The organism is Sulfuricurvum kujiense DSM 16994, assembly GCF_000183725.1.
In the GTDB taxonomy this organism is placed as follows: Bacteria; Campylobacterota; Campylobacteria; order Campylobacterales; family Sulfurimonadaceae; genus Sulfuricurvum; species Sulfuricurvum kujiense.
On sequence record NC_014762.1, the window covers coordinates 648,924 to 664,438 of the forward strand.

Annotated in this window: 9 protein-coding genes, 2 tRNA genes and 3 rRNA genes; 13 read left to right on the forward strand and 1 reads right to left on the reverse strand. The window is 44.8% G+C overall.

The genetic code is table 11. The annotated features are described in order from the left end of the window. Positions 1-108 precede the first annotated feature (108 nt). The 13 genes from SULKU_RS14225 to SULKU_RS03400 all read left to right on the forward strand — a co-directional run bounded on the left by SULKU_RS14225 (position 109) and on the right by SULKU_RS03400 (position 14,154). Positions 109-1,047, forward strand: a complete 939-nt coding sequence (locus tag SULKU_RS14225) for a GGDEF domain-containing protein (RefSeq protein WP_013459525.1) — start codon at positions 109-111, stop codon at positions 1,045-1,047. Between the two features lie 70 nt (positions 1,048-1,117). Next, the gene (gene mqnE, locus SULKU_RS03345) at positions 1,118-2,179 is read left to right on the forward strand and encodes an aminofutalosine synthase MqnE (protein WP_013459526.1); all 1,062 of its coding nucleotides are present in this window, start codon (positions 1,118-1,120) and stop codon (positions 2,177-2,179) included. A 10-nt stretch (positions 2,180-2,189) separates the two neighbouring features. Continuing rightward, positions 2,190-2,759, forward strand: coding sequence for an anthranilate synthase component II (locus SULKU_RS03350; RefSeq protein ID WP_013459527.1), 570 nt, complete (start codon positions 2,190-2,192; stop codon positions 2,757-2,759). Then, positions 2,756-3,940, forward strand: a complete 1,185-nt coding sequence (locus tag SULKU_RS03355; RefSeq protein ID WP_013459528.1) for a hypothetical protein — start codon at positions 2,756-2,758, stop codon at positions 3,938-3,940. Before SULKU_RS03350 ends, SULKU_RS03355 begins: the two co-directional genes overlap by 4 nt. 91 nt (positions 3,941-4,031) lie before the next feature. Further along, entirely contained in the window at positions 4,032-5,348 is a 1,317-nt protein-coding gene (locus SULKU_RS03360) for an ATP citrate lyase citrate-binding domain-containing protein (RefSeq protein ID WP_013459529.1), read from the forward strand. 10 nt (positions 5,349-5,358) lie between these two features. Further along, on the forward strand, positions 5,359-7,176 hold the full coding sequence (locus SULKU_RS03365; protein WP_013459530.1) for a citrate/2-methylcitrate synthase: 1,818 nt from the start codon (positions 5,359-5,361) through the stop codon (positions 7,174-7,176). A gap of 196 nt (positions 7,177-7,372) precedes the next feature. Continuing rightward, on the forward strand, positions 7,373-7,996 hold the full coding sequence (locus SULKU_RS03370) for a pilus assembly FimT family protein (RefSeq protein WP_013459531.1): 624 nt from the start codon (positions 7,373-7,375) through the stop codon (positions 7,994-7,996). Between the two features lie 311 nt (positions 7,997-8,307). Further along, positions 8,308-9,819: ribosomal RNA gene (locus SULKU_RS03375) — 16S ribosomal RNA — on the forward strand. 116 nt (positions 9,820-9,935) lie between these two features. Next, positions 9,936-10,012, forward strand: a tRNA-Ile gene (locus SULKU_RS03380). 16 nt (positions 10,013-10,028) lie between these two features. Next, positions 10,029-10,104, forward strand: a tRNA-Ala gene (locus SULKU_RS03385). Positions 10,105-10,327: 223 nt separating this feature from the next. Further along, positions 10,328-13,247, forward strand: a 23S ribosomal RNA gene (locus tag SULKU_RS03390). A gap of 127 nt (positions 13,248-13,374) precedes the next feature. Next, positions 13,375-13,490: ribosomal RNA gene (gene rrf / locus SULKU_RS03395) — 5S ribosomal RNA — on the forward strand. The 16S, 23S and 5S rRNA genes sit together here with 2 tRNA genes alongside, the layout of an rRNA operon. A gap of 109 nt (positions 13,491-13,599) precedes the next feature. Beyond that, positions 13,600-14,154, forward strand: coding sequence for a GNAT family N-acetyltransferase (locus tag SULKU_RS03400; protein ID WP_013459532.1), 555 nt, complete (start codon positions 13,600-13,602; stop codon positions 14,152-14,154). On the opposite strand, the gene SULKU_RS03405 is transcribed toward SULKU_RS03400, so the two are convergent. Further along, a complete protein-coding gene (locus SULKU_RS03405; RefSeq protein WP_013459533.1) occupies positions 14,151-15,437 on the reverse strand; it encodes a S1C family serine protease in 1,287 nt (428 codons plus the stop codon). The two genes, SULKU_RS03400 and SULKU_RS03405, sit on opposite strands and share 4 nt — an antisense overlap. Positions 15,438-15,515 lie beyond the last annotated feature (78 nt).

Consider the following 15,515-nt stretch of genomic DNA (forward strand, 5'->3'; position numbering starts at 1 on the left):
AGGGTTAAAAAAGAAGCAAATAGCTGTAGTCGTAAACGGTGATTTTAGAAATGGGGCGCGTTGATAAAATAATGATACAATTATTCATTAAAGAAAGGGAGAGTGAGGATGGATAGCAGTAGTATTTATCAGAAAGTTTTAGAAATTCATGATCATGCGATGGGTTTATTGCGTTCCACCAAAATTCCTCCGTATCCGTCACAATATAAAAAGTTTTTTGATCAGCTTTTTTCAGAAATTGCCGACGAACAGCTCCGTAAAGATCAGGAGAATGTAGATCAAAAAGTTCTCGGCGATTCGAAAGAAGATGTAACCAAATACCTTGATATGGTTGAACATTCCGTTGTCTCTTTTATCCAAGCGCATTCGGGCATAGCATCCGTTGCTGAGCTGCAGCGCCAATACATCGATACCGCTTCCTCCGAGTCAGCCGATAAATTCGTGACGTTTATCGAAGGGTTGAGTGCACTTAATCAAACGATGTCTGATGAACTCGGCAAAGCTCAATTGCAGATTGATTATTTGACGAAAGAGCTGCATGAAGCCCGTTCCGCCCTTACGACCGATCCGTTGACCAAAGTCGGAAACCGTCAAGGTTTTTCCGAGGATATTGAATCTTCAATCGAAGCGGGCGCGAGCAAACAGCTCTCCATGGTGCTCATGATGATGGATATAGACAATTTTAAATTTTTAAACGATGAATACGGTTATGTGGCGGGAGATAAAGTACTTTATTTTATTGCCCAGACGATAAAAGGGATGATCCGCTCCGGAGATAAAGTTTACCGTTTCGGAGGAGAAGAGTTCGCCGTTGTTCTTAACCGTTGCGATGTAGCGCAGGCACAGGCGATTGCCGATAAAATTCGTTTAAAAATCGAAAAAAGCCGTCTGATATATTCGGGTAAAAACGTCCATGTGACGGTTAGTGTCGGAGTAACGGTCCATCAGGCGGGGGATACGTTGGACGATCTTATCGGACGTGCCGACAAAGCGCTTTACTGTGCTAAAAAATCGAATAAAAACTGTACGGTACTATTTGATTGGTAAGTTTTAAAATTAAGATGAGCCTTTTTTCTTTTGCTATAATGCGCTCAAAATAAAGCACTAAAGATTTACTATGGATTTGATAGCAAAAGTAAAAAATCATGAGAGGCTGAGTTTCGACGAAGCGGTCGCTTTGTATGATTTAGATCTCTTTACTCTCGGGGGCCTAGCCGATGAACGCCGCAAAGCGTTGCACGGCAAACGTACCTATTTTAATATCAATCGCCATATCAATCCGACTAACATCTGTAAAGACGTCTGCAAATTCTGCGCCTACAGTGCCAGCCGAAAAAATCCGAATCCGTACGCGATGAGCCATGAAGAGATTTTATCAATTACCGACGACATCGTTGAGCGGGATATCAAAGAGGTACACATCGTCTCCGCCCATAATCCCGATACAGGGTTAGAGTGGTATCTGGAAGTGTTCAGCAAGATCAAAGCGCGTCACCCGCAGCTCCATATCAAAGCCCTCACAGCGGCAGAAGTTCACTTTTTAGCCGAAGAGTACGGCAAAAGCTACGATGAAATTATCGATTTGATGATAGCCAACGGTGTCGATTCAATGCCGGGCGGCGGTGCAGAGATTTTCGATGAGAAAGTACGTGATTACATCTGCAAAGGGAAAGTCAATTCGCAGCAGTGGCTGGAGATTCACCGCAAATGGCATGAACGTGGGATGAAGTCTAACGTGACGATGCTTTTCGGTCATGTCGAAGAACGTTCGCACAGGATCGATCATATGATCCGTATCCGTGATTTGCAAGACGTTACGGGAGGATTTAACTGTTTTATCCCTCTTGTATATCAGATGGAGAACAACTTTTTAAATGTCAAAGAACCTATCACGGCGCATGAAATTCTTAAAACGATGGCGATAAGCCGAATTGTTCTCGACAATGTTCCGAATCTCAAAGCCTACTGGGTAACTTCGACGGTCAATTTGGCGCTTGTCGCACAAGAATTCGGGGCGAACGATCTTGACGGAACGATCGAAAAAGAGTCGATCAACTCCGCAGCCGGTGCTAAAAGTGCGCATGGGGTTAATCTAAGCGAATTTGTTGCCTTGATAAAGAACAGCGGATTCGAGCCGATTGAGCGTGATAGCTTGTATAATACAATTAAAGCATGGTAAGGAAAACGCAATGATATTAATGATCGACAACTATGATAGTTTTACCTATAACATTGTGCAGTATTGCTTAGAACTCGGAGCCGATTTGAAAATCATCCGAAACGATGAGATGAGTGTTGAAGAGATTGAAGCGCTTCATCCGGAGAAAATCATTATCTCTCCGGGACCCGCAACGCCTGATGATGCGGGAGTAACGCTCGATGTAATCCGCCATTTCGCCGATAAAGTTCCTATTCTCGGGATCTGTTTAGGGCATCAAAGCATTGCCCAGGCGTTCGGTGGCAATGTTGTGCGTGCAGGGCGTATGATGCACGGTAAAACCTCGAAGATGGTACGGGAAGGTGAAACGCCGATTTTTAATAAACTTCCTGAGATGTTTACCGCTACCCGCTACCATTCCTTGATTGTAGAGCAGGAAAATCTTCCGGAAGTGATTATTCCTACGGCTTACAGTGAAGATGATCATGAGATTATGGCATTGGAAATTAAAGACAAACCGATTTACGGCGTTCAGTTCCATCCTGAGTCGATCATGAGTGAATTCGGACATGAGATACTGAACAACTTTCTAAAACTATGAGAGAAAAGGTCTTTTTATCCTTAATACTGGGGATTAACTTTTTAATCCTGCTGTTACAGGTTAAAGGACTCTCCATCGGCTTTCACGAAGCAAAAATTTTGTACGGTGAACCTTCGCCGCTTCAGCTTCTGATCTCTTCTTCTCTCCATTTCTTCGGGCAAAACGATTATGCGCTCAGAGTGCCGATGATCAGTTTGCATCTGCTCTCAGCCCTGTTGCTTTACGGTATATCCAAACATTACGTTTCGCGTACGGGTGATCGATTATGGATTATACTTATTTATGTCCTTTTACCCGGTGTAACCAGTGCGGCATTGGTGGTAGATAATGCCGGATTGCTCATTGCATCGCTTTTTTTATTCGGTTATCTGTATTTGAATTACGGCCGCTATGCATTAGGCTTGGTTCCATTTCTCATCGGTATCGATCCGGCGTTCGCGTATCTGTTTTTTGCAATAGCAATGTATGGCGTCTATCGAAAAGAGTATGTTTATATCGGGGTAGGGTTAATTTCATTATCCATATCGCTCTATTTTTACGGTATTCATATCGGAGGACTGCCCGAAAGTCGTTTTTTGGATGTTTTGGGCGTTTATACGGCTATTTTTTCTCCTATAGTGTTTCTCTACCTGTTTTATGTTCTTTATCGTCGGATGATTGCCAAAGAATGGGATTTGATTTGGATGATATCCATGAGTGCATTTCTCATTTCCTTGCTCCTCTCGTTTCGTCAAAAAGTGGAAGTGCAAACATTCGCACCGTTCTTGCTTTTAGCGTTGCCTCTTGCCGCACAAACTTTTTTGCACACCTATCGGATTCGTTTGCGCGAATTTAGAAGACGCTACCGCATCCTTTTTTACAGTGCATTTTTCCTTTTGATAGTGAATGCGTTGGCCGTCTTTTTCAACCACTACTTTTATCACTTCATAAAAAATCCGACACACCATTTTTCGTATTCGATGCATGTTGCTAAAGAGCTCTCAAACCAATTACATCGTAATGATATTCACTGCATAGATGCAGACAATGAAAAGCTCCAATTACGGCTTCGGTTTTACGGAATCACTCACTGTGAAAATTATCGTTTGGATAGCGAAAAGGTAAAAGGGGCCAAAAAGGTTACAATAAGTTACATAAATACACCCATCTATAGAGCGTATGTTACTAAAGTAAACAAATAATCATCTTCTTTTTCTTAAATCCCCTCAGAAGTCATTCAAATTCTCTATAAGTGATATAATTTTCGTTAAATAGATTTTCGAAGGAGTTGCAATGGCTCAAAGAGCGATTCGTGAATACGACGGTAAAGCAATTTTCTCTAAACATTGGGAAAAATACTTCAGTGGGTTTCATTACGGTTTTAAATCAGTATTGGTAACCAATGGTGATGAATTACGTGCATGTGCGCAAAAACACGGTTTTGAATGGCTAAAACAAGAAGCTTTGGTTGCTAAACCGGATATGCTATTCGGTAAACGCGGTAAAAATGACTTGGTATTGTTCAAAACCAACAAACCGGGCGATGTAACTCTTGAAGATGCGGCAAAATGGATTGACGAAAAAATTTCTCACGAAACGACTCTTCTCTCGGGACAACACGGAACTTTGACACACTTTATCATTGAGCCGTTCACTCCTCACTCACAAGATCAAGAGTACTATATTTCAGCAACGACAGTCGGTGAAGACGATGTTCTTTATCTATCGGCTGAGGGCGGTATGGAAGTTGAAGAAGGATGGGAAGAGAAAGTTAATGAAGTAACGATTCCTATTACGATGGACGATGCAAACATCGCTCACCTTATCCGTGCCAATGTTCCTGCGGGAATTCCGGCGGAAAATAAAGAGCGTTTTATCACATTTGCAGAGCAATTTTATAAATTTTACCGTGATTTGAATTTCGCATATCTTGAAATCAATCCGATCGTTATGATCGGTAACGATATGCACATCCTTGACCTTGTTGCACGTCTTGATGATACGGCAGGCTTCATGATGGGTGAGTCATGGTGCGGTGCAGAATTCCCGACGGCATTCGGAATGGAAGACCAATCTCCGGAAGAAAAAGCGATCGCGGAAGCGGACTCGAAATCGGGTGCTTCATTGAAATTGACTATCCTTAACCCTATGGGACGTATCTGGACGATGGTTGCGGGCGGTGGTGCATCGGTTGTTTATGCCGACACCATTGCTGACCTTTCAGGAAATGTTGCTGATCTTGCGAACTACGGTGAGTACTCCGGCGGACCGACAACGGGTGAAACGAAATTCTATGCCGACACGGTTTTGGATTTGATGACTCGTCATAAGGATCCGAAAGGGCGCGATAAAATTCTTATCATCGGCGGTGCGATTGCAAACTTTACCGATGTCGCGAAAACCTTTACCGGTATTATCCAATCGTTTGAAACCTATGCAGAGAAAATGAAAGCGGTCGGAACCCGTATTTACGTACGTCGCGGCGGACCGAATTATGAAAAAGGTTTGAAAGACATCAAAGAAGCGGCAGACCGTTTGGGTCTCTATATCGAAGTTTATGGGCCAGAAACACACGTAACGGATATCGTACGTATGGCTCTAGAGAAGTAAGGAGAAAAATATGGGTGCTTTATTTACCAAAGATACACAAGCAATTTTTTGGAACAACAACGCAAGCGCTATCCAACGTATGTTGGATTACGATTATGTTATCAACCGCACAAAGCCTTCGGTGGCGGCGATTGTTGCTCCGACATCAGGGAATAAATTTGAGAAATTTTTCTATGGTCCTGATGAGATCATGGTTCCTGTATTTCGTAATACAACAGACGCGGCTGCAGCGTTTCCTAATGCCGACGTTTTATTGAACTTTGCATCGTTCCGTACAGCATATGATGTAACGATGGAAGCGATCGCTATCAAAGGTCAATTCAAAACAATCATGGTAACGGCTGAGGGGATACCTGAGCGTCTTGCACGTAAAATGAACCAGCAGGCACGTGATGCGGGTGTTATCGTAATCGGGCCGGCAACGGTCGGCGGTATCGCTCCGGGCGGATTTAAAATCGCTAACGTCGGCGGAACGATTGAAAACATCATTAACTCAAAACTTCACCGTGCGGGTTCATGCGGACTTGTAACCCGTTCAGGCGGTTTGTTCAATGAACTTTCAAACATCATCTCTATCAATGCCGACGGTATTGCCGAGGGTGTTGCGATCGGTGGAGACCGATTTGTCGGTTCTGTATTCATTGACAACCTTCTTCGCATGGAGAGCAACCCTGAAGTTAAATATATGGTTCTTCTCGGTGAAGTCGGTGGTACGGAAGAGTACAAAGTGATCGAAGCGGTAAAAGCCGGAAAAATCAAAAAACCGATTATCGCATGGTGTATCGGTACGATCGCTAAACACTTCAGCTCAGGCGTTCAATTCGGTCACGCGGGCGCTTCGGCAAATGCGGATGCGGAAACGGCAGCGGCTAAAAATGAAGCGATGGCTGCAGCAGGTATCCATGTTCCTGCAAGTTTTAATGATCTTCCTCACACCATTGCGGAAGTTTACGGAAAACTTCGTGCAGCGGGTACAATCGGAGAAATCGTTGAACCTGAATTGCGCTCAGTACCGAAAGTACGCCGTAAAAAAGAGTTCATTTGTACGATCTCTGATGACCGCGGTGACGAAGCGACTTATGCCGGTTATCCGATCAGCTCAGTTGCTACTCCGGAAACCGGTTTTGGAATCGGTGATGTTATTTCATTGCTATGGTTTAAAAAACGTTATCCGAAATGGGCGACGGATTACCTAGAGACGGTTATCAAAACCGTTGCCGATCACGGTCCTGCCGTTTCGGGTGCGCACAATGCAAAAGTTACCGCGCGTGCGGGTAAAGACGTTATCAGTTCATTGGTAACAGGTTTGCTGACTATCGGACCGCGTTTCGGCGGAGCGATCGATGATGCGGCAAAATATTTCAAATACGCGAATGACCGCGGTATGAGCCCGGCTGAATTCATCGATTACATGAAAAAAGAGGGTAAAACGATTTCAGGTATCGGTCACCGTATCAAATCGGTTCGTAATCCTGACCTTCGTGTATCGGGATTGAAAAAATATGCGGCAGAGCACTTCCCAAGTACTCCGTTGCTTGATTTCGCTCTAGAAGTAGAAAAATTGACGACGTCTAAAAAAGATAACCTTATCTTGAACGTTGACGGTACTATCGGTATCTTGATGGTTGATATGTGGCGCGCACTCGGATACTCTGAAGAAGAGATCGACGGTTTCATCGAAGCGGGTGCGTTGAACGCATTCTTCGTTGTCGGCCGCTCTATCGGATTCATCGGACATATTCTTGATGAAAAACGTCTCGGTATGCCGATGTATCGCCATCCGACTGACGATATCCTCTACAACGTCGAACTCGCAGACGAAATTTAACACCTATTTTTACACGCCATCGGAAAAAAGTTCCGATTGGCTACGTTAACACTGGGTTTCCTTCGGCAGGAAGCCCATGCACACTTGTGTGCTTTCATCATTCACGCAAATCGTGAGTCCCGCTTCTTCTCTCAAAATCTTCTTTCTTTTGTTATAATCGTTTTTTAATGAATTTTGTTTTCTAAAGGTTTCAATTATGAAACGATCTGCGTTTACAATGCTGGAATTGGTATTTGTTATTATAGTAGTAGGGATTTTGGCCGTGCTTGCCATGCCGGATTTCAGATCTAACCTATTGCAACGGGCTGCAGAGCAAGTTGCCGCTCATATTCGGTATACGCAGCATCTTGCAATGATTGACGATAAATTTGATCAAACTGATCCTACGTGGTGGGAGAAACGCTGGCAAATCAGATTTCCTCACACTACTGTCAATGGAACAGTAGTATATTATTATGAAGTTTTTTCAGATGATAATAAAGCAGGTAATTCTAATTTAAATGAAGAAGCGGTGGACCCATTAAGCGGACAGACAATTGGAGATGGTGTTACAGCTGTAGCTGCTATACCAGATAGTTCGTTAGTTAATTTGACAAAGAGATTTGGCATTACGAGTGTAACCGGCACATGTGTGATTGGCGGTGCCTATCGAACAGTTGCTTTTGACTATCTAGGGCGTCCTTATTTGGACGTATATACCGGCATCTATTCAAATCTAGTTCCCGCAGGCGGTTGTACCATAATTTTAAATCATCCTGACGGTACCGCTACAATTACGGTTCAAGAAGAGACAGGTTTCGTTTCAATTTCCTATCCTTAAATACTAGGAAAAGAGAAAAATATAAATTCTTTCGAAAACCTCTTGACATCTATTCTATTTTCCCCTATAATTCCCGTCCACAAACGCTGATAGGCCTTGAGTTAAGGTTTAGAGTTTGAGTTTGCGATCATTGAAAACTAAGTAGGTTTAGCGGTTTCGAGACAATCTCGAAGACGTTGACCTTTAATGTCAACACAATACAACAACCGTCTATTTACTTTGGTTGGGTTAACCAATCACCAAAAAGTAAAATAGATAACAATTTATGAAGCCAATGATTTTAACATCTTGGGTCATAGGATTGAACACCAATTATGGAGAGTTTGATCCTGGCTCAGAGTGAACGCTGGCGGCGTGCCTAACACATGCAAGTCGAACGATGATTGGAGAGCTTGCTCTTCATGATTAGTGGCGCACGGGTGAGTATACCATAGATAATGTACCCCTTAGTTTGGGATAGCCACTGGAAACGGTGATTAATACCAGATACTCCTTCTTGTCCTAAGGCAAGTCGGGAAAGTTTTTTCGCTAAGGGATCAGTCTATGTCCTATCAGCTAGTTGGTGAGGTAATGGCTCACCAAGGCTATGACGGGTATCTGGTTTGAGAGGATGATCAGACACACTGGAACTGAGACACGGTCCAGACTCCTACGGGAGGCAGCAGTGAGGAATATTGCACAATGGAGGAAACTCTGATGCAGCAACGCCGCGTGGAGGATGACGCATTTCGGTGTGTAAACTCCTTTTAAGAGGGAAGATAATGACGGTACCTCTTGAATAAGCACCGGCTAACTCCGTGCCAGCAGCCGCGGTAATACGGAGGGTGCAAGCGTTACTCGGAATCACTGGGCGTAAAGGGTGCGTAGGCTGACTTTTAAGTCAGGCGTGAAATCCAATGGCTTAACCATTGAACTGCGCTTGAAACTGGGAGTCTAGAGTTCAGAAGGGGCAGATGGAATTAGTGGTGTAGGGGTAAAATCCGTAGATATCACTAGGAATATCAAAAGCGAAGGCGATCTGCTGGGATGATACTGACGCTGAGGCACGAAAGCGTGGGGAGCAAACAGGATTAGATACCCTGGTAGTCCACGCCCTAAACGATGAATGCTAGTCGTCGGGGAGCTCGTCTCTTCGGTGATGCACTTAACAGATTAAGCATTCCGCCTGGGGAGTACGGTCGCAAGATTAAAACTCAAAGGAATAGACGGGGACCCGCACAAGTGGTGGAGCATGTGGTTTAATTCGAAGATACACGAAGAACCTTACCTGGCCTTGACATGGTAGGAACCCTTAAGAGATTAGGGGGTGCTAGCTTGCTAGAACCTACACACAGGTGCTGCACGGCTGTCGTCAGCTCGTGTCGTGAGATGTTGGGTTAAGTCCCGCAACGAGCGCAACCCTCGTCCTTAGTTGCTAACAGTTCGGCTGAGCACTCTAAGGAGACTGCCTTCGCAAGGAGGAGGAAGGTGAGGACGACGTCAAGTCATCATGGCCCTTACGGCCAGGGCTACACACGTGCTACAATGGGGCGTACAAAGAGCTGCAATACCGCGAGGTGGAGCCAATCTCTTAAAGCGTCTCTCAGTTCGGATTGTTCTCTGCAACTCGAGAACATGAAGCTGGAATCACTAGTAATCGTAGATCAGCTATGCTACGGTGAATACGTTCCCGGGTCTTGTACTCACCGCCCGTCACACCATGGGAGTTGATTTCACCCGAAATCGGGATGCCAAACTGGCTACCGCTTACGGTGGAATTAGCGACTGGGGTGAAGTCGTAACAAGGTAACCGTAGGAGAACCTGCGGTTGGATCACCTCCTTTCTAAGAGTAACGACGAGTCATTCATTTGACTGCGTCATCTTAAAATCTCACAGAGTATTGTCTTGACCGTTAACCTACTTAGTTTTCAGTGATCCATGTTATTTGATTTAACAATTGGGTTTGTAGCTCAGCTGGTTAGAGCACACCCCTGATAAGGGTGAGGTCGATGGTTCGAGTCCATTCAAACCCACCATATGTATCACTTATCTGGGGAATTAGCTCAGCTGGGAGAGCGCCTGCTTTGCACGCAGGAGGTCAGCGGTTCGATCCCGCTATTCTCCACCAGAGATCAGAATAAAAAGTCTGATTCAAGTACAAGTTTGTTGTATTTGAATTAGACTTTTAAAGTCTAACGTTATTTGAATTATTATTGTTAAGTCGTCAACTAAATATGTTTGACATAGAGAAATCTATGACGAATACATTTACAGTATAGTGAATAACTATACAACGTAACTACAAACACATTTCACCGCTTTATTCTTAATAAGGCGGTGAGCGCAAATTAGAAAAAGATATTAAGGGCCATAGGTGGATGCCTTGGCTGGTAGAGGCGATGAAAGACGTACTAGGCTGCGATAAGCCTCGGGGAGCTGCCAAGAAGCTTTGATCCGGGGATTTCTGAATGGGGCAACCCACTGTATCGAGAGGTACAGTACCCTTCGGGGGGCGAACCTAGGGAAGTGAAACATCTCAGTACCTAGAGGAAAATAAATCAAACGAGATTCCCAAAGTAGCGGCGAGCGAAATGGGATATAGGACAAACCGATGGCTTGCCATCGGGGTTGCGGACTGCATACGGCATTGCGAGTCGATAGAAGAATGAGTTGGAAAGCTCGACCATAGAGGGTGATAGTCCCGTACTTGAAATTGACAGACAGCTAGCAGGATCCAGAGTAGGTCGGGACACGTGTTATCTTGACTGAAGCCGGGGGGACCACCCTCCAATCCTAAATACTACTACCAGACCGATAGCGAACCAGTACCGTAAGGGAAAGGTGAAAAGAACTGCGGTGAGCAGAGTGAAATAGAACCTGAAACCTATGGCTTACAATCATTCAGAGCCCCATTCTTTATGAGGGGTGATGGACTGCCTTTTGCATAATGAGCCTGCGAGTTGTGGTGTCTGGCAAGGTTAACCTAACGGGAAGCCGTAGCGAAAGCGAGTCTTAATAGGGCGAATTAGTCAGATGCTGCAGACCCGAAACTAAGTGATCTATCCATGAGCAGGTTGAAGCTGGTGTAAGAGCCAGTGGAGGACCGAACCGGTGGATGTTGAAAAATCCTCGGATGACTTGTGGATAGGGGTGAAAGGCCAATCAAACTTAGTGATAGCTGGTTCTCTCCGAAATATATTTAGGTATAGCCTCGAGTCGTAACATGAAGGGGTAGAGCACTGACAGGGCTAGGGCTGCTTACCGCGGTACCAAACCCTTTCAAACTCCGAATACTTCATGCGTAATCTCGGGAGTCAGGCGGTGGGTGATAAAATCAATCGTCAAGAGGGGAACAACCCAGACTAACAGCTAAGGTCCCAAAGTCGTATCTGAGTGGAAAAAGATGTGGAGTTGCTGAGACAATCAGGAAGTTGGCTTAGAAGCAGCCATCCTTTAAAGAAAGCGTAACAGCTCACTGATCTAGCGATTCTGCGCTGAAAATATAACGGGGCTAAGATACGCACCGAAGCTTTAGATTCGTATTTATACGAGTGGTAGGAGAGCGTTCCAAACAGCGTTGAAGGTATACCGGTGAGGAGTGCTGGAGCGTTTGGAAGTGAGCATGCAGGCATGAGTAGCGATAAAAGCAGTGAGAATCTGCTTCGCCGTAAACCCAAGGTTTCCTACGCGATGCTCGTCATCGTAGGGTTAGTCGGGACCTAAGTCGAGTCCGAAAGGGGTAGACGATGGCAAGTTGGTTAATATTCCGATACCGACAATTGTTCGTTTGAGTGATGGGGGGACGCATAGAGTTAATCGAGCTCACTGATGGAATAGTGGGTCGAAGGACGTAGGAGGTAACACAGGCAAATCCGTGTTGCAATACTCCGAGATCTTACAGGCTCTTCAAGGACTTCGGTCTGCGAGGAGAATCGATGATACTGTCGTGCCGAGAAAAGCCTCTAAGCGAGAACAATTGTCGCCCGTACCGTAAACCGACACAGGTGGGTGAGATGAGTATTCTAAGGCGCGTGGAAGAACCCTGGTTAAGGAACTCTGCAAACTAGCACCGTATCTTCGGTATAAGGTGTGCCCTAAGTATGTGAAGGAGCTTGCCTCTGGAGCAGAACTGGGTCGCAGCAAAGTGTCCCTCCCGACTGTTTACCAAAAACACAGCACTCTGCTAACTCGTAAGAGGATGTATAGGGTGTGACGCCTGCCCGGTGCTCGAATGTTAAAAGGATGTGTCAGCGCAAGCGAAGCATTGAATTGAAGCACGAGTAAACGGCGGCCGTAACTATAACGGTCCTAAGGTAGCGAAATTCCTTGTCGGTTAAATACCGACCTGCATGAATGGCGTAACGAGATGGGAGCTGTCTCAACCAGGGATCCAGTGAAATTGTAGTGGAGGTGAAAATTCCTCCTACCCGCGGAAAGACGGAAAGACCCCGTGCACCTTTACTATAGCTTGACATTGCTATTGGGATACTCATGTGCAGGATAGGTGGGAGCTGTTGATATTGTCACGCCAGTGGCAATGGAGGCATCCTTGAGATACCACCCTTGAGTATTCTGATAGCTAACTCGCATCAGTTATCCTGATGGAGGACACTGTCTGGTGGGTAGTTTGACTGGGGCGGTCGCCTCCTAAAAAGTAACGGAGGCTTACAAAGTTCGGCTCAGAAGGGTTGGAAATCCTTCGTAGAGTATAATGGCATAAGCCGGACTGACTGTGAGACAGACAAGTCGAGCAGAGTCGAAAGACGGTCATAGTGATCCGGTGGTTCTGTGTGGAAGGGCCATCGCTCAAAGGATAAAAGGTACGCCGGGGATAACAGGCTGATCTCCCCCAAGAGCTCACATCGACGGGGAGGTTTGGCACCTCGATGTCGGCTCATCGCATCCTGGGGCTGGAGCAGGTCCCAAGGGTATGGCTGTTCGCCATTTAAAGCGGTACGCGAGCTGGGTTCAGAACGTCGTGAGACAGTTCGGTCCCTATCTTCCGTGGGCGCAGGAGAGTTGAGGAGAGCTGACCCTAGTACGAGAGGACCGGGTTTGACGTGCCACTGGTGTACCAGTTGTTCTGCCAAGAGCATCGCTGGGTAGCTACGCACGGATGTGATAACCGCTGAAAGCATCTAAGCGGGAAGCCAACTCCAAGATGAACTCTCCCTGAAGTTCCCTTGAAGACTACAAGGTTAATAGGCCAGGTGTGTAAGAGCAGTAATGCTTTCAGCTGACTGGTACTAATAGAACGTTCGTCTTTATCTATGCTCACCGCCTTATTAAGCATAAATGGTGGAATGTGCATGAAGTTACGTGTCTGACGACTTAACAATAACAATCAACTCTAAGCACTTAGAGTGAAGCTCATTTCGATGATCCTCACTCTGAGTGTTCAGGTGGCTATAGAGAGGGGGAAACGCCCGGTCCCATTCCGAACCCGGAAGCTAAGACCCTCATCGCTCATAATACTGCATCTTTCAGGTGTGGAAACGTAGGTCGCCGCCTGGCTCTCAGAATTTACTCTTCTTTTTATAATCCCCCTTTAAATAATCAATCGAAACCTTTTCTACAATATTTAAAACCGTCCTCTTAGCCTCGCTGCTGTATACTTTCTTTTATGAAACCGACACTTTATTTCTTACGTTCATCCGAACAAAAAATAGTTACCGATATGCTCCATTACGCGCTGCGCTTGGATCAAGTCAATAAAACACTCTCCGATATACCCAAACTTGCTATCTACGAAGAGTTCTACGGCTTTACCAGTAAAGATCTCGGACTCTATGCCCTTATCGACAATAAGATCGCTGGGGCGGTATGGATACGCCGTCTTAATGCCGATCATGGCTCTAACGGCTATATTGATGACAACACCCCAATATTAAACATAGCTGTCCTTCCAGAATACAGAGGACAAGGCTTAGGCTCACAGATGCTGGAGCAGTTGTTTGTCGAAGCGGGGGCATTATATGAGAATATTTGTGTCTCTGTTGTATTAGATTCCCCGGCAGTTCATTTTTATGACAGACACGGATTTGTACGTCACGATAACGGCTCTGTAGAGCAAAGTTTTGTTGATGGAAAGAAAGTTATTACATTGATTAAAAAACTTCAAAAAGTGGCAGTAATACGACCTACAGACGGATATGATCCGAGACGTTGGATGGATTAATTCAGGCTACTGTAGCCTTTTAATGCTGTTTTGGTTCCGATAGGGAGAACAAGCGAATTGCCATTGCGATCTAGTCTTATTAAAGCTATCTCTCCATCTTTTAGTCTGCTCAGATGCGCATTAAATTCTTGTATGGTGTTGACGTTAACACCATTGATTTCTATAATAGTATCTGTAGGATCAAAACCGATATTTTTGGCTAATCCGTAGCTTAATGCAACTTCAATCTTATTTTTTTTCTCCCTCAATATTAAGCCCATTTTTTCACTGGCATCGGCAGTTCCGACATTGGTAGTCTCTTTTTTTTCTGTTGATTGTTTACCCAATTTGATATTCTGTCTTTTTTGCTGCTTGTCACGAATCAATGACAATATTATTGTGTCACCGGGACGAGACTGTTCAAGGCAGCGATGAAGTTCTCCACCGTCATCAAGAATCGTATCGTTAATACCTGTAATTATGTCACCGCTTTTCAAACCGGCTAAATCTGCCGGAGAATTCGGCTCAATACGGCTGATAAATACCGATGCCTTATATCCAAGTTTGCGTGAAAGGCGTTCAGAGAGAAAAAACTCTGCACCGAAGTATCCCCTTTCAACTTGCTTGTTTTTTATTAGTGCCGATGCGATACGGTGGACATCGGCTATCGGAAGTGCGAATGCGATATTGGTGTAATTACCTTGTTTTGAAAAATAGGTAGTAACCATGCCGATTAATTCACCGTGTAAATTGAAAAGCCCTCCTCCTGAATTTCCGGGATTTACGGCTGCATCTATTTGAATGAATCTAATATAGGGGTAGTTTGGCAAAAAACGATTAAGTGACCCAGCAATTCCGTACGAGACGCTGTGCCCTAACGAAAATGGGGACCCGATGGTAAAAACACCTTCACCTAAAGATACCGATGTATTGCTTTCTGAGAGAACGGCAGTATTAAAATTGTCAGATTCTAAAACAGCTATGTCTGTTTTGTCGTCTTTAGCAACAAGAACAGCAGGGTACTCTTTGTTTTGATAATCGATAATTACAATTTTTTTGCCATCTCCTATAACATGTGCATTAGTGGCAATATGGTGTTGATCATCGAGAATAAATCCTGAACCACCTGTATCGGTTGCGGTTAATTCACTTGCATCATTGCTAGGTTCGCTTTTTTGCACTTTTATTTTGACAATTGAGGGAAGAACTTTTTTGACCTGGTCGGTGATATTGAAAACGGCTTCATGCGCCGATAAAGAGTATGAGAGAACAGTGGCAGAAGCCAATAAGAATAAAAGTTTCACAGAATACATTTCCTAAGCGAGTTAAGAAGAATATTATAGCGGAGGAATGGGAGAGAATTATTAAAGGCGAAGTTGTCG